Here is a 24,910-nt window from a genome sequence, read left to right as displayed (position 1 = left end):
CAATATTATCCAGCTGGCTTAAATTCGCTTGTTTTTTAAGAGAAACCCTCTTATAACGCTACAAATCTACCTTCCTATAGGGTCTTATTCCTATATCATTTTTTCTGACTATTGTAGGATATTATCAAAATACACTACTGCACTTCTAAGCCTGAAATACTCAACCCTTCTGCGTCTATTGCAATAAGCCGCAGTTTGTAAGTACCGGCGTTTATCATGGATCCTGTAGTGCCATTCAAATAGTTCCACTTACCGGTTTTACTAGTCAGTAAATCAACCCATTCTTCTTTAAGGATTGTGCCATCTGCCATGACCAGCTGCAACTTGGCTTTCATGGTTTTTTCTAAGGTATTGGCATATTTTACCGTTAGGGAATAGGTATCGGCAACTCCTACAGAAAAGGTAAATTCTAAAACATCGCCTGCTGGTTTACGGAAGGTAACTGCATCTTTTTCATTCACTATTCCAACCTGTATATTTTTTGTAAACAGGGCTACGTGTGATTTGTAAGAACTCACTTTCTTTAAATCAAAAGCGGGTTGCAGGGTTGTTGCAGGAAGTACTGCGGTTGTCAATCCTTTAATGAGATATACTGTCGCGTTTTTAGTAAAACGTTTACGGTATACTTTGTATTTTGAGTTTTCAGCCTGACTATTTTCTATATAGAAACCGGTATCTTCATAATCTTGAAGCCCTGCTGGTTTGTTGTTATGCTCTTTTACGGCTACAAATACGTCGGCATCATCTGCAAGAGTGAAGTCTGCATTAGCCTCTTCTCCTTCTGTAGCTTTAATCCAGTCTGCACCATAAAGTACAGGAGGTAAGGAGGTAAACGTAATATCCTGACCAATGAACTGCTTATCTCCTGCGTCCATCCAGGATTCAACTGAACTTTTAGGGTTAGCCTTGAAACCTTGTATTAAATCTGCAGGTCCGGCTGCTGGCTGTATATTTTTATCTGCGGATGCAATTGCAATTGCTGAGATAACGACTTGTCCGGATGCTACTTTAGGAAAAGACAGTTGCAATTGACCGCCCTTTATTTGAACTTGAATGGTCTTTTTTAATGCTGCATCATGTCCTGCTTCTTTCCAGATATCCAGGTCTTTCAAATAGGTTGTTCCATTTACAGCCACATCAAATAACCGGAAACCTGTGCAATCTATTCCACCTCCAGTACCTAACCAAGGTTCATTGAAATACAGCTCAACAATGTATACACCATCTGGAACAGGGAAATTAAAGTTTAACTTTTCTCGTCCATAACGGAAGGTTTGAAACAAAGGCCAATCAATGGTGCCTTTTATGGGATCATTGGTTTTGCGCTGACTGGCAAAATAGGCAGGCATTCCGGGGAAGTCTGCTGTCCATGAATTTGATCCCCAAGTAGTATGATCTTTAATCTGCCTGTCGGCCATCCATAGATGACCATTTTTATCTATATAATCTGGACCTCCACAATTTACACGGTACAGGTAATTTAAGTTCTTTTGCGGAGCTATTATATTTGAATTTGCAGCCTCATTGTAAAAAGCATTGAACTGTGGTGATTGCGGCAAATTATTTAGCACAATATAATCACGCGCAACAGCCTTTCCATTTACATAACCAACAGCATACAGGACATTGTACTTGACATTTACCTGATCCCATTGAAAATGAGTACCAATTCCGTTTTTCTTTCTCTTTCCTAAAGATAAATTATTCACATCATTAAATAATTCTACTTCGTCACAATTGGAATAAACAGTGATACTATCTTTTATTCCTGGAGATTTCCATCGGTTTGCCCAGGTATGCGATACAATATAAACCATCGGATCGGTTACATTAGAAGCATAATTAGAACGGAACATGTAATACACGTCAAGTGGTTCCTCCCAGGGAGTCAAAAGTCCTTTGTAATTGACTGGACCTATGCGATCCAGTTCACGTAAACCTTCGCCACCTTGCACTCTACCCGGGTTATCATGCGAGGTAAATAACCAGAAGAAATGTCCTGCAGTTTCATTTTTAACGGAATCGGCCAAACGGACTTTCATCTCCATTAACTGGGTCATCCGGTCTTCACTAAAACTACCATTTTGTTGAAATGGCCCTTCTGTATGTAGGTCTAATGTGCGCCATGCGCCATACTCTCCTATTAAAACCTGTCGTTTTACATCTTCACCGTATGTTTTGGGATCACCTCCATAGGTACCTGTCCAGTTTTGTGGTACATCCCAATCCGTTCCTTTACCTCCATTACAGGTGGTCACTTTGCGTTGAGAGGATGCGGTAGGATCCATTTCTCTGATGATAGCCGCACATTCCTTAGCGAAATCTTCGGGAAGGGTACTTTCATTTTCGAGTCCCCATAATACAACTGAAGGACTGTTCCGCCTTTCTTTTACCCAATCCCTCAATAAAGTCTTAAAGTTATTTCTAAACTCTGGGCTGTCAAACCAAATATGTGCGGCCATTTGTGTCCAAAGCAGGATCCCCATTTCGTCCCAGTGTTCCTGATATCTCAGGTTATGAGGCTGATGTGCATCACGGAAGGCATTAAATCCCGCCGCTTTCATTTGCAACACTCTGGATCGAATCTGTTCGGCACTAAAGGCATGACTCCCTCCAAGAAGGTGCTCGTACTCAGCAATACCATTAATAAACACAGGTTTTCCATTCAACAGAAAGCGCTTATCAGTTGATGCTCTTCCTACCGGCCAGCTAATCCAGCGGATTCCATAGGGGGTTTTGATTCTGTCGGTGACCTTGCCTTTATAAATAACCTCGGTGACAATGGTGTACAGATAGGGATCCTCTAATGACCATAAATGTGGATTAGAGAACACAGGAGTTTGCTGACTTATATGAGCAACCACACCAGGTTTAATGGTTTTCAGCGTACTGAGCTCGACTACTTTATTCCCTTCTCTGTTTTCCAAGCGATTAACAACTCGCACAGTTTTTGAAGTATGATCATAATTCTTTACTTCAACAGCAAAGTTGAGCTTCGCAGAACGAGTAGAAACGGTGGTATCATTCCAGGCATGCAAGCCGAATGGTTCTACACGAACTGAATTGGTCACAATTAGATGCACTGGTCGGAAGATACCCATTGGCTGCGATCCTTCAGAAAAGCCTCTTTCTTCAGATGAACCCCCATCTACCCAAGGAAGGTCACGAATCTCATCGGGATGGTCTGCCCGAACAGCTAGTAAATTGGATTTATTTAATCGAATAGCGGATGTGACATCGAGCGTAAACGTGGTTCTTCCCCCTGCATGATAGCCAACCTTTATTCCGTTAAGCCACACGGTAGCGTAGGAGCCAACGCCTTCAAAAAAGAGGAAGTAACGCTGGTTCTTCTTTTTTTCTGTAACGGTAAATTCTTTGCGGTACCAGGCATAACCGTGACGGTTGCCTTTTAATAATCTTCTGTATCCTTCATATGCATCCCAATTATGAGGCACCGTTACTTTTTTCCAGCTGGCATCCTGATAACCTGCAACTTCAAAACCAGCATATAGCTTTTGATCGGTATCATGGGCCACAGTCCTCCATCCTTCGTCGAGTGATATAGAACGGCGGACTTTATCCTGTGCAAAAAGTTCAGTCGCACATCCGGAACACCATACAACCAGCAAAAAAGTATATAAAAAGCGCATATTTTAATTCATTAATTGTAATTCCGCATTCAGGGTATACGTGTTTCCTTTACTCGTTGGAAAGCGAACCTCTTTGCCTGCATATTTCAGGATACATTCCTTGCCCGCTTTGGAGAGTACATCCAGAGATGACAATTTTCCTTTGGACCATTTCATATTCAATTCAAATCCCCCACGGGTACAAATGCCATCTATTTCACCTTGTTCAAGAGCAGAAGGCAAAGCTGGAAGAAGATCTATATAGCCGGAATGGCTTTGAACCAGCATCTCGGCGATGCCTGCAGCTGCACCAAAGTTACCGTCAATCTGGAATGGCGGATGTGCATCAAACAGATTGACATAGGAGCCTCCCCCTGTTTCAGCGGGACTGATTAGCATATTGACCATTTTCCAGGCATGGTCGCCCTCTTTAAAGCGTGACCAGAAATTAATTTTCCAGGCGAGACTCCATCCTGTACCTTCATCTCCACGATAGATAAGCGATTGTTTCGCTGCCTTCATCATTTCCGGACTCTTATCCCAGGTGATATCAGAGCCCGGATATACTCCCCATAAATGGGAAACATGACGATGTTTATTTGTTGTATCATCGAGATCCACTGTCCATTCCTGTAGTTGTCCAAAGCGGCCGATTTTATTAGGCGTCAACCGGGCATATTTTTCTTTCATGATCACCCTTAATGCAGGATCTACATTCAGGATTTCAGAAGCCTTGATACAGGCTTCATACAAATCACGGATAATCTGATGATCCATAGCAGTGCCCATCACCAATCCTCCTTGTTCAGGGGAATTAGTAGGTCCACTAACCAGGTATCCTGTTGCCGGGTCTTTCACTAAATAACTATTAAAGAATAAAGCAACCTCCTTCATAAGAGGATACGCCCTGTTTCTTAGAAAAGTGGTATCCTGAGTAAAGTTATAATGTTCCCATACATGTTTAGTCAGCCAGGCAGCTCCGCTTACCCAAATACCGTGGTTTGATGCATTTATAGGGGCAGTTCCCCGCCAGATATCTGTGTTATGGTGCAAAACCCATCCGGGGGCGTTATAGTACTTTTTAGCCGTTTCTGCCTCTGTCTTACTCAGCTCTTCCATCATCGTAAAAAGAGGCTCATGTAAGGCAGATAGGTTTAAACTTTCCGCAGGCCAGTAATTCATCTCCAGGTTGATATTCGTGGTGTACTTACTCCCCCATGGTGGAGTGAGCAGGTCATTCCATATTCCCTGTAGGTTGGCGGGACCGGTACCTGGTCGAGAGCAAGAGATTAACAAATAACGCCCGTACTGCATGTACAAAGCTGCAAATGCAGGATCATTACCTTTAGAAAAATGCGCAATACGTTCGTTTGTAGGTAAAGTAGCATATTCGGAAGTACCGAAATTAACAGTTAGCTTTTTAAAATAGCTTTGATACTCTTTAGTATGTGCCTCTTTGATCGTGGAATAATTACGTTTAAGCAGCTTTGCCATATCCGCTTTTGAAAGAGCAATGGGATCTCCTGAAACGTCTTTGTAATTCTTAAAGTTTGTTGCAGCTGTTAGATACAAAAAGACCTCATCGGCATGATTTACATTTATTTTATCCCCTATAACAGTAGCTTTTCCCCTAATAGCTCTAATTTTCAGGATACTTTCGCCTCTTAAGGCGCCATGTTTTACCTGTACAGAGAGACCAATTGATGTCGTATCAATCACCTTTACGATAGAATTTTTATGTGGACTCCTTAATCCGGCTTGAAAAGAGATACTATTCTTTTTATTGGCACTCAGTCTTATAACGATACACTGGTCAGGCTTACTAACAAAATACTCCCTGGTATAGGTAATTCCGTTAGAAATATAGGAAGTTTTAGCAATTGCTGTATTCAGATCAAGCTCTCTTTTATAACCAGAGACCTTACTAGCGGGGAAATTAAGCAATAGATCACCAAAAGGTTGATAGCTAGCTTGAAAAGCGCCTACTAATGGGGGATCTTCATTCTGGATCAAGTATTTCCAGGACTTACTTAATTTGACAGCATCCTTTTCAGTGCCATCTTCTGGATATACCATTAACGCTCTTGAAGTATCCTTATACCCTACTAAGCCACCTTTATCGAAATAATTAAGTACCTGTATAGCGATATGATTTAAACCAGGTTTCAGTTTATCTGCAGAAATTACATATTTACGTCCCTCCGTGCTGCCTTCCATAGAACCTACAAGAACTCCATTGACATAGGTAAAGTCCTGATCCCTGATTTTACCCAGATCAAATACAAGATTCTTGCCTGCCCATTTCGCAGGTAGTATAAAAGAATTGCGGAGCCAAACGGCACCGTCTACACCTTCCAAACCTACAGTTTCCCAACCGCTTGGAGCAGGAAGCTGTATCGTTTTCCATTTACTGTCGTTAAAAGCAGTGGCAGCAGGATTACCTACAAGGCCTTTTAAGGCACGCATATCCTTAAACCAGCCTGCTCTTTTTCCTTCAGAAGATTTAGTTCCCATGAAATGTTCGGCAGCCAGCTTCTCAGCTTCAGCTTGCTTGCCGGCAAAAAGTAAACTTCTTATTTCGGGTAAGTATTTAGCTGCATCTGGCTGATTATAGTCCCTTGGCTCACCCGTCCACAGTGTCTCTTCGTTAAACTGTATATGTTCCTGTGCAACGCCACCGAACACCATGGCACCTAATCTACCATTCCCTAAAGGCAAGGCATCTGTCCAATTTTGCGCAGGCTGATTATACCAAAGCTTCAGTTCCTGTGCTTTTAAGGGACTACTGAGCACACCAAGTATCGCAACAACGAGAGCCAAACGCATATATCTTACCATTAATTTAGTTTAATCTTTCCTTAATCCTTTTAATCTTTTCCTTAATTTATTTTAATCTTTTCCTTAACAACGGTTTCCTGTTCAATGGGCGTTTTAACGTGACTAAAATTATTCGCCCGCAAAACAATTCCATCCGTCTTCTCGCCCTTCAGTTTCAGAAATACATCTGTTCCTTTAGCGGCAAAGGTATTGTGAATAAACACGTCCTCTGTATTATTAAGCTCAATAACAGGCGTACCTACTAAAGGCTGATGCGATTTAACGCCATCGATTTCAAGTCCCTTAACATTCTCTGTTTTGATAACAGGTCCAATAGTGGTATTTACACGTACATTATGAAACTCGATATTTGTTGCCATCTTGACTACAAATCCGGTTTTCATATCCATGTTGATATCATTGAAGGAGATATTGTCTATCGGCATTTCATCAAGACCATTTAAATAGCCAGCCTGGTTTCCTTCCGCTGTAATATTGCTAAAATGGATATTTCGAAAAGCAGGAGTACGCTCTGTAACCGGTTCAGCTGGTGTATTGGCATATTGCATATCCAACACAATAGCCTGATCTCGAATATTTTTCATGATAATATTGTCTACCCTGATATCTTCTACTACCCCTCCACGACCACGAGCAGTTTTAATGCGAATTCCCCGGTCTGTGCCATCAAATATACAGTTGGAGATGACTATTTTTTTCACGCCTCCTGACATTTCACTTCCGATAACCACTCCCCCATGACCAGATAACATGGTACAATTCGTAATCGTATGATTCTCTGCAGGTACATTAGCTTTCCTTCCCGAACGATCTTTACCCGATTTAATAGTGATACAATCATCTCCCACACTGATGTGGCAGTCTGAGATATGCACATTGCGACAGGATTCAGGATTAATTCCATCCGTATTAGGAGAAGGCGGATTGTCTATAGTCACCTTAGTAATGGTCACATTGTCACAATACTGCGGATTAATAGTCCAAAACGGAGAGTTTTGAATACGAATACCCTCAATCAGCACATTCTTGCAGTTCATAAACTGAATAAAAGGAGGACGAAGGAAACCTCTCTCAATCCATCCCGGCAGATCAGGTGCCAGCACATCGGCATTCAAGCGTTTAAATTCTTCCTGCCACTTTGAAGTAGGTATTTTTTTTACATGTACTTCTGAGTAAGCCCACCATTTCTTTCCATGACCGTCAATAAGGCCACTTCCCTTAATGGCAATATTTTCGGCTCCATCTGCATAAAATAGAGGAGAAAAATTCATCACATCGGTACCTTCCCAACGGCTCTTCACCATAGGAAGATAATGATCGAAGTTATCACTAAAGTGAAGCTCTGCCCCTGCATCAATAAATAAAGTAATATTACTTTTTAGGTGTATTGGTCCGGTCAGATATTTTCCTGCAGGGAAATACACAGTGCCTCCTCCAGCTTTAGATGCCGCAGCGATAGCCTGCTTAATAGCATCAGTAGCAAGCTTGCTGCTGTCATTCTTTGCTCCATACTTGGTTACGTTATAATAGCTTTGAGCGGATGCCGACGTGACATATAAACACGCTGCCATCAAAACCAGTACTAAGCGTACTTGCGTATATCTTTTCATCTTATATTTTAGCCTTAACCGATTTTAACTTTGCAGAATATATAATTTGTTTACCATCCGCAAATACACGGAAACCTCTACCTCTATTATATTTTTCACCTGTTTTATCCCATAAAACAGTAATCATCTTTCCATGGTATAATACATTATCCAGACAGAACCAATCCCATTGACCTTGAGGTACCAGTGGCTGAATACGCAGGATATTGTCATCCGCAGGCTTAAGCCCAACCAGGTCACTAATTACAAGATCACAAAATCCAGAATGGTTATAAAAACGGCTTCTTGGATTATCACCCTTCAGCCAATCTCCATTTTTCTCATCCTGATATTCTCCTATGTAGGTTTCACCCTTCATTTGATGCGAAAGTGCATACTTATGCAGCTCATCATAGAATACCTGTGCAGAAACTGTTTTATTGTTTTTATAGTTGTTTAAAAAGGCAGACATTCCTTTCAAGGTTTGAGTTGTAGCGAAAGGCCAAACAGCTCCATCCCATTCACACCCGTGTCCGGAACCCCTTGTCCTAAAAGTAGGTTCCCGACGTTCAGCAGTAGTCAACCCCCATGGGGCATTAAAACCAGCCGTATCAACGACTTGTGACCAAGCCTTTGCGTAATTCTTCGTATCAGGTGGAAGATTAAAGTACCAGGGAGTGAAACCTATTGCCTCTCGGGGTGCCAATGATCCATCCTTTGCCAGTTTGGTTCTAAAGAAGGGTTCGTCCGCATTCCAAAGGCTATCTAATACCAGTTTTCTTAATGATGATGCTTTTGCTGCGTACAGATTTTTCAGACTATCGTTCTTTACCAATCCTGCCATTTTAGAAAGCGCAACTGCATTACCGTACATATAACTGTTAATAGAAGGACGTCTGTTCATTACCTTACGTCCTCCACTTACAGACTCTTCCATAGCATCTTTGACATCATATTGCCAAAACAAACCACTTTTAAGCTGTCTCTCGTTTTCCCAAACCGAATAATCAGCAGTCATTGAAGGCAAAAGATGTTCAACCACACCTTTATCATGATTAACAAGATAAAAATTATATACCGCATCATCTACCCAACTGCTGAATGAATGAAAGCGCTGGTACGACAAGGTCTTTTCTTTAATCAGCCAAAAATCAAGGTACTGTTTAATGTATTCCGGATTATGAATCCATCTACCCTCATAAACGTGATGGCCAAGTGCACTGCTAATCGCATTAAACTTGCCTGCATGTTTAACAGGCGTGATAAATTCGGTAAAAATAAAGCCTGCAGGAGTTTCTTTCAGATGTTTCCTGAGCGTCCACCAACGGTAATAGTAAATTTTCTGAATAGCTGAATCCGGACATTCAAATAAGGGCACATTTTTAGCTAACCATTCGAAAGCCTGATCGTTCGGAACATAATTCTTGACATCCTCACTATCCAATGAATTAAAGTGTTGGGTGTATGCTTTTAGTTGATCGGTGCCAAGCACAGAAACTTTTGATTGAGCAAAAGCGACCTGTCCCAATAAGACAAGCATAGTCCCAAAGCAAATGCTTTTAAACTTCATGTACCTTTTAATATTATTTAGTTTTCCCATTATAATTTAAATCTTCCTTATCTTATTCAAACAACCAGTCAATAGCTAATCTTCCTTATATTATTCTTTTAAATTCGAATAACCAGTCAATAGCTAATTCTTATTTTCTGTTATTCAAACAACCAGTCAATATCCTTCTTAAATCCAGTTACCCCTATTCCGGCATCATATAAACGAACCGATTCCTTTGCGTTTACAAATCCAAGTATTACACAAGCTCCTTTAGCCAGTGTTAAAGTATGTATCCCAGCGTCAAATGAATACTCATGGACGTTAATGGGCGATAAATCCCCTGCTAATAGCGCATTCCCTATCTTTATTTCAGACTGACCAAAATCATTGGCACTCGCATCATGTTCAAGATCGGGAGGCGTCAATAAACCAGGAGCTTTGTTCGTATAAAAGCCAACAAGTACCTTTACAGGAACAGTTGAAGAAAATCGAATAGTAGTACCATTTAAAACCTGATCTTTTTTGGATACAGCTAAACCTCGGAGGCCTTTAAGCTCAGGCGCGAAATCGCGGATGAGTACAGTCGTATCCGAATAAACACTTTGTCCCTTCTTAAGACTGATATACTTTGATTTATTGCCGATCAACGTCACAGGTGCATTCGTATACCCTTGATTTTTTTTAATTAGTACCTGCTTTCCTGGAGATTTCAATGAATCTATACTATTTTTAAAGTGCATCAGTTCCTTTTCGTAAACAGGCAAAACCTCTACCCAATGTTTATAGGTAGCATCTACTCCACGCACCGGTATTTTACGTTGTTTAGTCTGCATACTATTGGCATACAGGTAAGTGTCTTTAGTCAGCTCAGCCAGCTTACGATAATGAACCACGCTGCTTTCCAATAAAGGAACTGCCTTTTCCAGGTCAGCAACATCGATTGAATATTTATAGCGTAAGATCAGTAAAGAAGCTTTTACTTTCTCAGAATAAAACTTTGCCAGTTCATTATAACTGTATACATCATTTTTCAACCGATCAAACTCCGCTCTTTCTTTCTTAACCCCTGCAGATGCTGCATTAATAGCATCAACCGCTTTTTGACCATGAACTACAACCTCATTAGCAACCCTTACAGGGGTTTCGCCAATATGTGCTTTTTTATTCCATTCCTTTTCCGCATATTCAATGATCATCTCCCCTTCCGGAGCTTCAGATTCATATAACATGGTAAATAGATTGAAACGAACAGGATTAATAAGCTGCGGCATCGTCATCCCTAGTGTTAAAGTCTGACGGTTACCATCTGTGATTCCAAACCTTCGAAGCATTTTAGGTGCGATCTCACCGGTCTCCTCATAAGCTGCCATTATATTTTTACCACCCTTTAAATCTGTACCATATGTATTGGAGAGCTGATTTCCCCAGTATTCAATCTCCTCATTACGGTCACGGCGACAGTTCCATGCATAACGGGCCCAAGCTTTATACCATATTGCATCCCGGTCTACCTCTAACAATCGCTCCGGAGCCTTGTCTGCCGAATAAGGCCAGTCCCAATAGGAAGCCTCAGGATACAAATGAATCGCATTGGATTCATATACGTCATGCATTGCCTGCACCGATTTTTGAATGAAGTCAGCAGAGCCATAGCGAAAAGGCTCCAGGTTAGCCAAAATATGCACATTCTGCACATGTATTGTACCAATCCGGCTGAGTGTACGATGTAATTCAGCCCATGAACCCCGTGGCGTATAGGTTGTTAAAGCCTCTCCATTATACTTCGCCATCGTGTACAGATTTTTATATAAGGGCAGTGCAGCCTTCATTACCCGTGGTGCATCTGTATCATGAGCACGCAGTACTATTGGAGGTTCTGTTGTTTGCCCTAAAGCCTTTAATCCATCCTGAACCGCTGGAATGATTGTTTTTGTAAACCAGTCCACATCATCCTGTCCTGCCCCTTCCATGGCTTCACCCAAAGTAATAAGCAATCCAACGTTAGGATATTTCTCCACAAAAGCGGCAATAGATTTACGGGTATAATCGGCAATAATAGGTATGATAGGACGGTTACGGTCTTGCGTAACCAGATGATTCTTTTCTGCAAAAGGTTTCGGAATGATAATATTGTAGAACATCTGGACCACCCAAATCCCTCGTTTGTCTGCTTCTGTAGTAAGAAAACGAAAAATCTCTTCATTCTTTTTAAAAGTGGCATCGTCTACTTCAACAGCATAAGGATATTCCTTTACTCTTACCAGTGATGAAAAAGGATGTCCATTCCATAGATACAAGGAATTATAACGGTTATCTACCATCATATCCAGGTATTTGATCCATAAAGCCTTGTCATATAACCAGGGAAAAGTTTCCGGCGTATATGGGTACTCATATTGACCTCGTCCGGGTAGAAAAACAGGCTTCTGGATTCCAATACAAGTTCCACGAAGTACCATTTGTGGATGATCAGTCAAACTGATATTTATAGGTATCTTTCCGGCCGCCTTCACGAGATCTGCTAACTCCAGACATCCATATAAGGCTCCTGTTTGGTCTGCACCTGAAATAACAATCGTATTGTTCGTACCTGATTGAATTGAAAAACCTTCTTTATTAGTAGGTACTAATGATTTAACCTTAAACAGTGCTAATGATTTACCAATTAAATCATCTCCTTTTTCTGCAATGACGATTGTATTTTTCTTCCCGGAAGGTTTATTGGCACGTTGAATTTTAACTTTAAATCCCGCAGCGGTTAACGATTCTGCCAAACGATCTGCTCCAAACTCTAAGCGGGCGTGTGCTCCAGTAGTTATTACAATGTTAATCTGCTGCTGTTTAACATCTAAAGGATTTGCGTAAGCAAGGTCCCCAGCCATAAAAAGTATAGTACAAAATATATAAATAATACGCCTCATAATCATCTCAATGTGTGTCTCAGGTATTTTGGTTAAAGATTCTTTTGGTTAGAAAAGTATCAGTTTACAAAATTAAAGGCGAGGGATGACTCTTTCTTGTACAAAATTTACAACATACTATAGTATGTTGTCTTAGAGATTAACAATGCTGTGACAAAGTATTATTAAATAGAAGAGTTCTATACCCTTAGAATTACCAATTAATACTGAATGTTCTGAAGCCTTCAGTTAGAGGAGATAGCAATTCGACTTTAGGAACCGAACCAACATGAGATTTATATTTCCGAATCATTCCTACCAGAACGCCTCTTTCAAAATCAGCAGGGTACGGACTTGTACATTCCATTAATGCCTCTTTAAGTTCAGCATCATACTTTGTTATCGTATAATGTCCTACTTCTCCATTACGACGATTCATTTGATAAACAACGTCAACTGCTCTTAAAGCCTGCTCGAGTTCTGTAAATTGAAGCCTGAAAGCGGCTTGCTCGGGAATAGACTTACCAAGTGTGAATAAAGTAAAGGGTCCATAATTATCAAACAATTCTGAAAAAGCATCAAGCCATTTCTGTTGTGGATACCAACCATCTGGCTGAATATCTTCGAGACCATGCCGTACCAGAAGCTCCCTCATTTCATCTTCATATTTAGGGACACCATATATAAAGCACAATATGGTCTGACCCACTACTTCAACCCCTTCAGAATATGATTTAAATTTCCCCATTTGACTCCTAAAGTATACGGTATAACAATTAATTTGTTACACCGTATAAGATATTTTATTTTCAATTCATCTTAAAGAGCTGATTAAAAACAATTATTTTTTTTGAATGAGGCTAATTGCATAACCTCCACCCGGAGCGCAATGTTGTGTTAACTTCGACTTACTCGTCACTTCAATTTTCCGAATGATGTAAGCCTGCGGATTCGTTTCATAATGCGCATCCTTGGCATCAGCATAAATGGTAGCGCTGTATTTTTTACCCTTATCTAAAAATTTTAAATCGATACTAGACATGCGGCCGTTTTCATCACATGTACTACCCACAAACCAATTATTTGTACCTTTTGCCTTACGTGCTATTGTGATATAATCGCCAGGTTCTGCTTCAAGAGCCTTTGAATCATCCCAATCTACCGCCACATCTTCAATAAACTTGAAAGCATCCAAAAACTTGTTGTATGTTTCAGGTAAGTCTGCAGCCATTTGTAATGGGCTATACATAGTCACATACAGCGCTAACTGACGTGCTAATGTAGTATGCACAAAAGAATTATTTGTTGGATTGTAAGCACTTACCCTAGTCTCAAAAATACCCGGAGTATAATCCATCGGTCCACCTATTAAACGGGTAAATGGAAGAATTGTCGTATGATCCGCATTGTTCCCACCAAAAGCTTCATATTCTGTTCCTCTAGCCGCTTCGTTAGCTAATAAATTAGGGTAGGTGCGACTTAAACCTGTAGGACGAACAGCCTCATGCGCATTCACCATGATCTTATACTCTGCTGCTTTAGTTATGGCATATAAGTAATGATTATTCATCCATTGTCCATAATGATATTCACCTCTCGGAAGGATATTTCCAACATAACCACTCTTAACCGCATTATACCCATTATCCACCATAAACTGATAAGCCGTATCTAAGTGGCGTTCATAATTACGAACAGATCCCGAAGTTTCATGATGCATGATGATCTTGATCCCTTTACTTGCCGCATAGCGGTGCAATTCTTTCACATCGAAATCGGGATAAGGAGTAACAAAGTCGAAAACATAATCTTTACTTTTTCCAAACCAGTCTTCCCAGCCTTCATTCCAGCCTTCAACTAAAACTGCATCTAAGCCATGAAGCGCTGCAAAATCAATATATTCTTTTACATGTTTGGTATTAGCAGCATGCTTACCATGAGGTTTCACTTTAGAGTAATCAGTAACCCCCAATTGAACAGCCGGCATATCCGTATAGGACCACTGACTCTTTCCTGTAATCATTTCCCACCATACCCCAATATATTTAATTGGTTTAATCCAGGAAGTATCTTCAAACTTAGTTGGTTCATTCAAGTTCAACACCAATTTAGACTCCAATATATCACCTGCTTTGTCACTTACCAGAATCGTTCTCCAGGGCGACTGACAAGGAGCTTGCATGTTTCCCATATCACCAATGGCATCAGGAGTAAGATGAGAGGTCAGTACAAAGTTTTTATCATCCAGATCTAATGACATACAAGAGTAATCCACCAGTGCAGCCTCATGGATATTGATGTACAAACCATCCTTACTTTTCATCATCAATGGTGTTTGTACCCCCGTTGGCGAAAATGTTTTCTGTGAAGCATTAGAAGTAACTGCCGCTTTCATTTTGCCCCTTACCTCCGACAGATTTGATGTAACTGTACTGTATTCCTGGGTATCATAATCACCCGGAAGCCAGAACGCCTTGTTATCTCCCGATAAAGCAAACTGCGTTTTTTCCTCCTTAATAATAAAGTAATTCAGATTATCCTGCATGGGAAACTCATATCTGAATCCTAAACCATCATTGAATAAACGGAAACGAATTTGTATAAACCGATCTTTCTGATCCTTTTGAGTCAGGGTAACAGTCAACTCATTATAGTGATTTCGAATAGTCTTTTGTTCTCCCCAAACCGGGTTCCATGAGGTATCTACGGTAGCCGTTTTTGTATCCGTTAAGGTAAAGCCATCCACAAATGAGGGAGCATCTTTGACCTCTAAACCCAGAGAACCAGGTTTTAAAACTACTTTCTTCTTATAAGTGAGCTGATAATAAGGCACGCCTTCCTTCAACTCAAACTTCATCGAAAGATTTTTATCCGGTGAAACAAGTACCTGTGCTTGCACAAGTAACGTCAACATATTAAAAGCTAATCCTAATACTATTATTCTACGCATGGTTTAATTTTATATACAGATACAAGTACCTGATCTTTAGGATTTTTTGTTTATAGTTCCTAACAATTATTCAATCAACTTAAATGCAAAATCCAATTTCTTGTCGCTTGAATGAGAACCAATAATTAAGTGATAGTCACCCGGCACTAATTTCAATTCTTTCTTTTCAACACTCCACTTTTTCAATACTTCGATTGGGATCTCGACATTTAATTCCTTTGAGCCCGATTTATTAATATAAACATGGTCGAACTGTCGAAGTTCTTTTAATGGCAATACGCTTCCGGTTTGAGGATATTCAATATAGGCTTGCACCACTTCTGCACCGTCCTTCGAACCTGTATTATTTATTTCGATGGTACAGCTAATTTTATCCTTCTCTGTATATTCCTTTTTTACAGGCTGCTGTTTCCATGCATATGCAAATGTAGTATAACTTAGACCGTAGCCAAATGGATATAAAGCTTTTCCTTTAAAATACCGGTACGTACGATTATCCATACTATAATTATCAAAAGCAGGAAGATCCGCATCTGCCTCATAAAACGTAACAGGTAAACGGCCTGAAGGGTTATAATCACCAAATAATACATCTGCAATCGCCGTTCCAGCAGACTGACCACCATACCAGGCATTGATAATTGCAGGAATATGCTCTGCCTCCCATGGAATCGCAATTGCACTCCCAGTCATCATAACAAACACAACGGGTTTTCCTGTCTCCTGTAATGCCTTCATCAAACGGGTTTGCACGCGGGGCAGTTGAATAGAAGTCCGGTCACCGCCGTTGAAACCTTCAAAATCCACTTTCATTTCTTCCCCTTCCAGTTGAGGTGAAATTCCACCAACGAACACAATAGCATCGGCATCTTTAACCCGGTTGGCCAAAGCCGCAAAATCTGTTTTTTCATATGAACCCGCCCTTAGTTTCACTGATGCTTTCCCTTCTCCCTGAAAATACTCAACAACTAAACGATATACCCTTCCCTTTACTGTTTCAAGTTTAAATGTTTTAGCACCCCACCTATTTCTTGACCATGCATTGATATGCTCTTTCCCATCGACCAGAAACCGGTAACCATCGTCGCCTTCCAATTCAAAAGTAATTTCCCCTGTTTGGTCTGCTTTATAATTTGTGGTGTATCGGGCAGAAAAATTATATGCTTTCAATTTAGGAAGAACCATTTCCCCTTCCTGCCAGATGTGATCCAAATCACTTTCTATGCGTGTAACTACAGGTGACCCCTCCAGGTTTTTATTACTATAATACTCCGCTTTAATCCCCTTTTTTCCATTAAATGAATAGGATTGACTGATGTTCGTATAGTGAAGCAATGTATCATTGGTAAAGTTCACAGCAGCTTCATAAGTAACCTCTACCTGATTCCCCACCTTATCTTTAATGCCTTTTAGTGCCGTAATAATCTCAGATGGCATTCCATTGTAATTTCCTAATACCGCAATTGAGTTATCTGCATTAGGCCCCAATACTGCAATTTTCTTAATATTTTTACTTAAAGGAAGCGTATTGTTTTCATTTTTGAGCAACACAATAGACTCCTGAGCCATTTTTAATGCATGAGCCTGATGAGATTTACTTTCGATCACACTCTTAGGAGTTTGCGCATACTTAACCATTGCTATCGGATCAAACATGCCTAAACGAAACCGAATCATAAACAGTCTTCGCACAGATACATCGATCTGACTCTCAGTAATGATTCCCTGTTTAACAGCATCAACCAATGCCAGGTAAGCGCTAGTACCACAATCTATGTCAGTACCATGAAAAACAGCATCTGCAGACGCACTAGCAGCATCAGGATGTGTTTTATGATTCTTAAAAAAGTCATCAATAGCCCAGCAATCTGACGTGACGTAACCTTTAAATTTCCATTGATTACGCAAGATATCCATCATCAGCTGGTCGCTGCCACAACAAGGCTGACCTTTAAAAGCGTTATACGCACACATCACTCCAGCCACATTGGCATCTACCACTAATTCTTTAAAAGCAGGCAAGTAGGTATCCCATAAATCATAATCACTTGGCGATACATCAAACACATGGCGTAAAGGCTCTGGTCCACTATGTACCGCATAATGTTTAGCACATGCAGCAGCCTTTAAATACTTAGGATCATCGCCCTGAAGGCCCTTTACAAAAGCTTTTCCTAGTGCCCCGGTCAAATAAGGATCCTCCCCGTATGTTTCTTGTCCCCTTCCCCAACGCGGATCACGAAAAATATTAATATTAGGCGTCCAGTAAGTCAAACCTACATATCGTTCCCCTGCCTTTCCGGATGCAATAGCATCATTGTATATTGCTCTGCCTTCTGAAGCAGAATAATCAGCCATCGTATGTAAAGCATCGGGATTAAATGTGGCGGCCATGGCAATGGCCTGCGGATAAACAGTAACATTATATGGGGTACGTGCCACACCATGGAGAACTTCATTCCACCAATCGTAGGCAGGAATACCCAGGCGGGGTATGGCTGGAGCAGTATTCATCATTTGTGCTACTTTTTCTTCCAGGGTCAACTGACTGACCAAATCAGCCGACCTATCTTCAAAAGACAAAATTGTATTTTGAAACTTATAGGTCTTTTTCTGAGCAAATGATACAGTGTTAAAAAGTATAAATACTAAAACAAGCAACAAAGGTTTTTTCATAATCAAATTTATCAATAACAGCGGTTAGCCTATGTAATTTAGATAAGAGTCTTTTTGTATAGTATCTTTTCTATCAATAAAATCATGCTAATATAGATCATTCATTTCTATAATAACCAAACTAAAGCATGAGTAAGTCTTTAGGATATAAACGTAATAAGTTAAAATTAGAATTTCAATTAGTATATAAAATCTTCCTAAATACGTTATTTAAAAGCAGATTCTTCCTAAAAATGCGCTGATTTAATTCCAAATCGTTCATCAGAAAATAATATTTATCTTTTCCGCAAAAACTATCCTCCTATGCCTTAACCCTTCAGCCCTGCGCAATAATTTTTTTCTTTATATTGCCCTCTCTTCTCAATCTTCATCCTATATTTGCAGTCCTTTATGCCCGAGTGGCGAAATTGGTAAACGTTGCGGCCTCAGAAGCCGTTGGGAGTTTCCCTTGAGAGTTCGAGTCTCTTCTCGGGCACTAAAGTATAAAGGTTAATAAGTCCGGGTGGCGAAATTGGTAGACGCACCACCTTGAGGGGGTGGCGCCTGTACGGGTGTGTGAGTTCGAATCTCATCTCGGATACAAAAAAAGGGGTTAACACCATCTGGCGTTAACCCCTTTTTTGCAAGTAATCTTTAAGCAGCAACCAACTTAGCCATTACTAATCAGCAGTTTTACTTAAAGTATAATTCCTCTTTAACCATGCCGCCGGCACCGGTATAATGCAAATATTCATAGCACGGTTGTCTTTAGATAACATTGCCGACTGGATCTCAATCTTAGTACCATCCGGACTCATCGTAGGATGTGGATGATCTGCCGCCGTCTCCTTATGGCCCGTAGAAAGCATGATCATCTCATGCGTATGTCTGTCTATCAGATAAACACTTCGCGAAAAATCATCACCAACAGCCCATCTTTGGTCTGGGGATCCGCTCACATGCCACAGTCCGCTTCCACTGGGAGTTTGCCCCGCAATAGTCATCTCCCGCGTCCGTAGATTTACAATAGCCAGTCCCGTTGGCTTTTCCCTTGTTCCTGAAGGACCCCATGTCGCCTCCTGACCGGGATTAGGTCCTGTAACAGCAGTCTGCGGAGCAACCTGACCACTTGTACCAGGTATTTTCCGATGACCCATAATAGCCATCGCTACTTCGTCCTTTGAAATAACCGCTTCATGAGTTACCCACTCAAATTCTGATTCAGGGTAAAGGGGACGCAAGCCTGTACCGTCCGACATTACCGTCCAGGTTCGCTGTGGTGACTTCCCTCCAGTCTCCCAGCAGAAAACAATCTCTCCTGTAAGCCATGGATTCGTTTGGATATGACCTATCTGAAACGGAACAGACACCACGAATTTTATTTCACCGGTTTTCACCTGCATTCCTGCAATTCCTCCAGGCCCTGCACCCATCTTACGCGGTCCGAAATCACTTTCTAATTTTGTACCCGCTGCCAAATGTTTTGCAGCCTCCGCCTGTCCAACCCTAAAATAGGCCCATTCTTCATCCCCATCCAAAGCCATATCACCCCCTGCACCCAATTCAACAGGTGTAACACCACATACCCGTTGATAAACCGAAGCAGGTTTCATTACCCCCTTCTTACTATCAGCAAACACTTTAGCAAGATCAACCTCTACGATCTGCAACGAACTATTTTGGGTCGTATCTATATTCCGCATGAAATAAAGTTTCATTGACTTCCGCGCCACATTCAGCATACCGGTATACCCTCCTTCTGTGACCTGAACGATATCGCCAGACTGCTCATTCACCGCCATCGCCTCACCAGATACCCGTCCGGAGCGAAAAATAAGCCACTGCCCATCAGATGTCCATTGGTTGTGCGTTTGATAAATTTTCGAATCACCTGAAGATGTACTGGTTAGAAAAGTCAGCATAGTTCCCGTAACAGGATCTTTCACTATTTTCTTTTCTGAAGGAAAACGTTTGCCAATCTGAGCAACAGCTGGAGAAAACAAGAAAGAGCTTATAAAAAGCCCTAACAGGAATAAGTGAGATTTCATCATTATTATTTTAATAAACTGTTCAGATATAGTTCAATATTAGTATAGTTTTTGTCGGTAGTAAATGCAGATGCATCATCGTTCATATTATTTAAACCATGCGACTTTTCCCAGATATCAGACATCCCATCCCGATCACTGTCAACAGGAGCTACAATGGATTTTAACGATGGCCAGGCCTTAACCGTAGCGCTGTAGGCTGTTCCATGTGCAAACGCACCCTGGACATCTATAAATTTGCCCGTTCCATTTTTCACATCATTGATAACACGCTGATCCAATGTATCACGCCTAAAACTGGCGCCAACCTGCTCAAGTACCACTTTATAGGCATCCACTGCAGATTGTTGAGGAATAGATACTGTAGGAAATGGCGCTTTAAGTTTTGCTGCTTCAGCATCTTTTAGAGTTCCATCTTTCATCGCTACCCCTAACCAGTTATTTTGTGTTACCTCTACGGAGCCCGCGATAAAATTTCCTGAAATGTAGAACTTACCGTAAGGAATTTTATCTGTTTTATACGGATTAACCACTTTGCTCAGCGCATTTTTACTTGTAGATGGCCCTGGTTTATAGTAGTTGTTCACCACGTTATAATTGCCTCCTTCACCCGCATACACGTTATTGCTTCCCCAATTGTAAATCACATTGTTTCGCAGGTCTACATTTTCAACCGGACTATTCCTTAGTCCATCAAACCGAGGTGTACGATTGTTGCAATGTGCAAAAAGGTTATGATGAGCAGACAAATGCCTTCCACCCCAAATACCTCCAAAACCGTGATGCTCATAATCCTTATCCCCTGTTTCAAAATGGTAAGCATAATTTAATGGCTCAGAGATAAGGTTCCATTGAAGCGTAGTGCTATCGCCGGCATAAACGCTAAAAACCTCGTCAGTGCTCCAACTCATACTGCAATGATCAATAATAATATTTTTCCTTCTGGTTCCTCCAAATGCATCATCAACACCATTGCCATCTACCATTCCACCGCGTTGATTTTTATCACCCATTCGGAACCGCATGTAACGCACAATGATATTGTTACCTCCTAAAATTACCGGAAAATCAGCCAGGCAAATTCCATCCCCAGGTGCAGACTGTCCTGCAATAGTGAGATCTCCTTTAATAGACAGTGAAGATTCCAGATGAATAGTACCAGATACGGAAAAAACGATAATTCGGAGCCCTTTTGTATTGACTGCTTTACGAAGACTTCCCTCGCCATTATCGTTCAGATTGGATACGGTTAACACCTGGCCTCCCCTACCACCAACCGTAAATTTACCAAATCCTTCTGCTCCCGGAAAAGCAAGTAACTGCGCATTTGTTAATATTGTTGTACCACTTAAAATTGAAAGAAGTAAAATCTTAATAAGGTTCATATTGATATACTATTTATAACAATGGTCAGCCAAATATACGTCATTCGCTATCTCCTGTATGTAATGTATATGATACAGCGATGGGTAAAATTTTATTAAATCCTATCACATAAATAAACAATATTGGCATCAAATTGTACATCCTAGCAGATATAATTCTAAAAACGAGTAATTTAACTCACGATTACTGTTAACAAATAAATAAGTCCATTTGATGATCAAGTTTGACAAAAAACTTCAAGAAGAGATTGAGGAGATAAACCACAATCCTGCGATATTAAATATTCTGGCGGTTATTTGTCAGATCACAGGAATGGGATTTGCTGCAGTAGCCAGATTTACAGAAGAAAGATGGATTGCATGCGCAGTGAGGGATAACATAGATTTTGGATTGACACTTGGAGGAGAATTAAAGGTTGACACCATTATTTGTAACGAAATTTCAAAACATCACGATCCTGTCATAGTTGATAATTTTGATCAGGATGAAGAGTATAAACATCATCAAACTTCTCTTATTTACGGACTTAAAAGTTATATCTCCTTTCCTATCTTTCTTAAAAGCGGTGCTTTTTTTGGAATATTATTTGCTGTAGACCCTAATCCGGCTAAAATAAAAACGCCACAGGTTAAAGGTATGTTTAGTTTGTTCACAGATCTTATTTCATTCCATTTAAATGCCATGGAAGAAATTAGAGCGACACAAATTAACCTGGAAGAAGAAAAGAAAGAGGCAAAGTTCATGGAGCAGTTCATTGCAATTTTAGGTCACGATTTAAGGAATCCCGTAGGAGCGATTAATAGCGCTGCTCAACTACAACTGAGGCTTCCGCTCGATGAACGCACCTTGAAATTAGCTAAAATAATACATGACTCATCAAAACGGACAATGGGTCTGATCAACACGATGCTTGACTTAGCGCAGGGAAAGTTAGGCAACGGAATAGTTTTAAATTACACCACTGGCAAAACATTAGAGAATACCTTAAATGAGGTAATTGAAGAATTAAGAACAATCGCGCCCGATCGGGTGATTGAAGTAGAAATGAATCTGAAGGAAGAAATCAGATGTGATCATAAAAGGATTGCGCAATTATTTTCCAATCTATTAGGAAATGCGCTTGAGCATGGCACAAAAGATCAGCCAGTTGTGATTCGTGCGTTCAGCAATGAAAATGGTTTCGAATTAACTGTTACAAACCCTAGCACAAAGATTCCTGAGGAAACAATGAACACCCTATTCAAACCATTTTCAAGAGGAGAGGTCACTGCTGGGCACGAAGAGTTAGGATTAGGGTTATATATAGCATCAGAAATTGCCCGTGCACATCATGGAAAGCTTGAAGCTACCTCTAATGATAAATTTACATCCTTGACCTTTAGCATCAATAAAACAAGTTTATAAGTCAAGACTCCTTTTCGAAGCTCTCTACTAAAAAAACTGCAGCTACCAATCATTCAGCGCATGATGGGTAGCTTAACAGAAATCTTTTATGTTCCTAAAGAAAAATTAAAAACCACTTTAGAACCATCAGGTGCAATGGCAAGAATTTGTATGGTTCCTCTTTGAGCAGACAGTAAAGCGGAGTCAATATCTTTAGGATTATCTATTGGTTTTCCATTGATAAAGGCAATAATAGTGCCCTTTGGAATACCAATCTGATCAAAAAACCCACCTATAGTGACATCCGTTACCACCACACCCGAATTCAGGTTAAAGTGTTGCTTTATTTCCGCTGTTAGGGGAGCAAAGCTGGCGCCAAGTCTGTTATAAATTTTCTTAAGTGCATCACTAGAAGTAGTTGCTTTCTTTGCTGGTTCTTCACTTTTTAAAGTTACAGAGGCAGTTGCAACTTTACCTTTACGCATATAACTTAACTTGATCACATCGCCAGGCTTATGTCTGGCTATCATTTCTGAAAACTGAGAGGAGGAGGTCAATTGCAATCCATCTATGCTTCTTATAATGTCTCCCTCTTTCAAACCGGCTGATGCAGCCGCACTTTCACTAAACACGCCTGTTATATAAACGCCCTTTACAGATCCCCCGCTCAGTCCCTGCTGCGCAAAATATTGATCTTCTAACGCAGGAGAAGGAAAAGACACGCCCAATACTCCACGTTTCACAGATCCATATTTCTTTAGATCATCCAAAATCTTCTTGGCCAGGTTCACAGGAATAGCAAAAGCATAGCCCTCATAACTGCCCGTTTGCGATGCAATAGCCGAATTAATACCAATCAACTCACCGCTGGTATTTACCAGTGCCCCTCCACTATTACCCGGATTTATAGCAGCATCTGTTTGAATAAAAGACTCCACCGCCGTATTACCGATTTGCACTTGATTAGTATTATTTTCCGGCTGATTAATAATCCCTATACTTCTAGCTTTGGCACTTATAATCCCAGCTGTAACCGTAGTATTCAGCGAGAAAGGGTAGCCAACTGCTATTACCCACTCCCCAACCTCCGCAATATCCGAATTTCCAAATTTAACAGTTGGCAATCCTGTAGCATCCACTTTGATCAGGGCCAGATCTGTATTTGGGTCTCTTCCTATTAATTTAGCAATAAATTTGCGTTTATCCGGCAAAATCACCTCAATTGATGATGCATTTTCCACTACATGATTATTAGTGGCAATGTATCCGTCGGCAGTAATAATTACACCAGAAGCAGAGCCCATCGCCGGGACACTTCTGCCTGATGATCCATAATTATTGCCCCTGCCAGCAGAAGATACATTGGAGAGCGTTTTTATATGCACCACCGCTGGGGTAACCGCTTTTGAAGCGCTTACAAAGTTTACATATTCATCTGTTGAATTACTACTGCCTATTTTACCCTTTAAAGATTTTCCGTTAAGACTATCCTGACTGGTAAGCCCATCCTGACCTGTGTTGTTTGTGCAATTAATCCCCAGAATTTGTACACTAAAAAGGATAACCGAAAACATTATAAGTTGTATTTTCCTCATTTTTATGCTTGCCTTAATATCGACCGCTAGTTATTTTTTCTTATAAAGTTTTCACCTTCTAAGAAACCTATGAGTTTCTGATGATGATATGAATAGACTCTTTATTACTTTTGAAACGCTAATAAGGTTAACACAGTATTTTTATACTTGTTTTCGTTGCCAATTCGAAAGGAAAAGAGATTTATATTAACTGACATCATGCTTAAAACATATTAAAATATTGAAATTAATCGTAATACATCTAATACTATTATGGATAATAATTTTAAGCTATTAGATTTCTTAGTGCCTGCACAAAACAAATATCAGTTCAAAAAAAACCGGTTATTCCTTAAAGGACACTTCTTTGCACAATACGCTATCTTTATTTGAACGGCCTGTTTTT

Annotated in this window: 12 protein-coding genes and 2 tRNA genes; 3 read left to right on the top strand and 11 right to left on the bottom strand. The window is 40.4% G+C overall.

Annotated elements, in window-relative coordinates:
- Window positions 1-134: 134 nt before the first annotated feature.
- From BFL47_RS05350 to BFL47_RS05315, 8 genes are all read right to left on the bottom strand, one after another.
- On the bottom strand, window positions 135-3,650 hold the full coding sequence (locus tag BFL47_RS05350; RefSeq protein WP_069658776.1) for a malectin domain-containing carbohydrate-binding protein: 3,516 nt from the start codon (window positions 3,648-3,650) through the stop codon (window positions 135-137).
- A 3-nt stretch (window positions 3,651-3,653) separates the two neighbouring features.
- Window positions 3,654-6,467, bottom strand: a complete 2,814-nt coding sequence (locus tag BFL47_RS05345; protein WP_069658775.1) for a glycoside hydrolase family 95 protein — start codon at window positions 6,465-6,467, stop codon at window positions 3,654-3,656.
- A gap of 41 nt (window positions 6,468-6,508) precedes the next feature.
- Window positions 6,509-8,077, bottom strand: a complete 1,569-nt coding sequence (locus BFL47_RS05340) for a glycoside hydrolase family 28 protein (RefSeq protein WP_069658774.1) — start codon at window positions 8,075-8,077, stop codon at window positions 6,509-6,511.
- 1 nt (window position 8,078) lies between these two features.
- Complete coding sequence (locus BFL47_RS05335) at window positions 8,079-9,626, bottom strand: MGH1-like glycoside hydrolase domain-containing protein (protein WP_069658844.1); 1,548 nt, start codon at window positions 9,624-9,626, stop codon at window positions 8,079-8,081.
- 140 nt (window positions 9,627-9,766) lie between these two features.
- Entirely contained in the window at window positions 9,767-12,490 is a 2,724-nt protein-coding gene (locus BFL47_RS05330) for an alpha-d-galacturonidase (protein ID WP_245681312.1), read from the bottom strand.
- A 232-nt stretch (window positions 12,491-12,722) separates the two neighbouring features.
- Window positions 12,723-13,256, bottom strand: a complete 534-nt coding sequence (locus BFL47_RS05325; RefSeq protein WP_069658772.1) for a hypothetical protein — start codon at window positions 13,254-13,256, stop codon at window positions 12,723-12,725.
- A gap of 93 nt (window positions 13,257-13,349) precedes the next feature.
- Entirely contained in the window at window positions 13,350-15,458 is a 2,109-nt protein-coding gene (locus tag BFL47_RS05320) for a glycoside hydrolase family 97 protein (protein WP_069658771.1), read from the bottom strand.
- Between the two features lie 66 nt (window positions 15,459-15,524).
- Entirely contained in the window at window positions 15,525-18,134 is a 2,610-nt protein-coding gene (locus BFL47_RS05315) for a glycoside hydrolase family 3 C-terminal domain-containing protein (protein WP_069658770.1), read from the bottom strand.
- A gap of 392 nt (window positions 18,135-18,526) precedes the next feature.
- On the opposite strand from BFL47_RS05315, the gene BFL47_RS05310 reads away from it, so the two are divergent.
- Both BFL47_RS05310 and BFL47_RS05305 read left to right on the top strand, forming a co-directional pair.
- Window positions 18,527-18,609 (top strand) — tRNA-Leu (locus BFL47_RS05310).
- Between the two features lie 21 nt (window positions 18,610-18,630).
- Window positions 18,631-18,714: transfer RNA gene (locus BFL47_RS05305), tRNA-Leu, on the top strand.
- A gap of 79 nt (window positions 18,715-18,793) precedes the next feature.
- On the opposite strand, the gene BFL47_RS05300 is transcribed toward BFL47_RS05305, so the two are convergent.
- Together BFL47_RS05300 and BFL47_RS05295 are read right to left on the bottom strand one after the other, a co-directional pair.
- A complete protein-coding gene (locus BFL47_RS05300; protein WP_069658769.1) occupies window positions 18,794-20,164 on the bottom strand; it encodes a hypothetical protein in 1,371 nt (456 codons plus the stop codon).
- A gap of 2 nt (window positions 20,165-20,166) precedes the next feature.
- Window positions 20,167-21,546 (bottom strand): pectate lyase family protein, encoded by a 1,380-nt coding sequence (locus BFL47_RS05295; protein WP_069658768.1) that lies wholly within the window; start codon window positions 21,544-21,546, stop codon window positions 20,167-20,169.
- Between the two features lie 214 nt (window positions 21,547-21,760).
- On the opposite strand from BFL47_RS05295, the gene BFL47_RS05290 reads away from it, so the two are divergent.
- On the top strand, window positions 21,761-22,951 hold the full coding sequence (locus BFL47_RS05290; RefSeq protein ID WP_069658767.1) for a GAF domain-containing sensor histidine kinase: 1,191 nt from the start codon (window positions 21,761-21,763) through the stop codon (window positions 22,949-22,951).
- A gap of 86 nt (window positions 22,952-23,037) precedes the next feature.
- Here BFL47_RS05290 and BFL47_RS05285 read toward each other — a convergent pair whose 3' ends face one another.
- Entirely contained in the window at window positions 23,038-24,525 is a 1,488-nt protein-coding gene (locus BFL47_RS05285) for a trypsin-like peptidase domain-containing protein (protein ID WP_069658766.1), read from the bottom strand.
- Window positions 24,526-24,910 lie beyond the last annotated feature (385 nt).

It is taken from the genome of Arcticibacter eurypsychrophilus (genome assembly GCF_001730525.1).
Lineage (GTDB): Bacteria > Bacteroidota > Bacteroidia > Sphingobacteriales > Sphingobacteriaceae > Arcticibacter > Arcticibacter eurypsychrophilus.
Note: the sequence above shows the minus strand (reverse complement) of the source record. Positions and strands in the feature narration are given on the sequence as shown.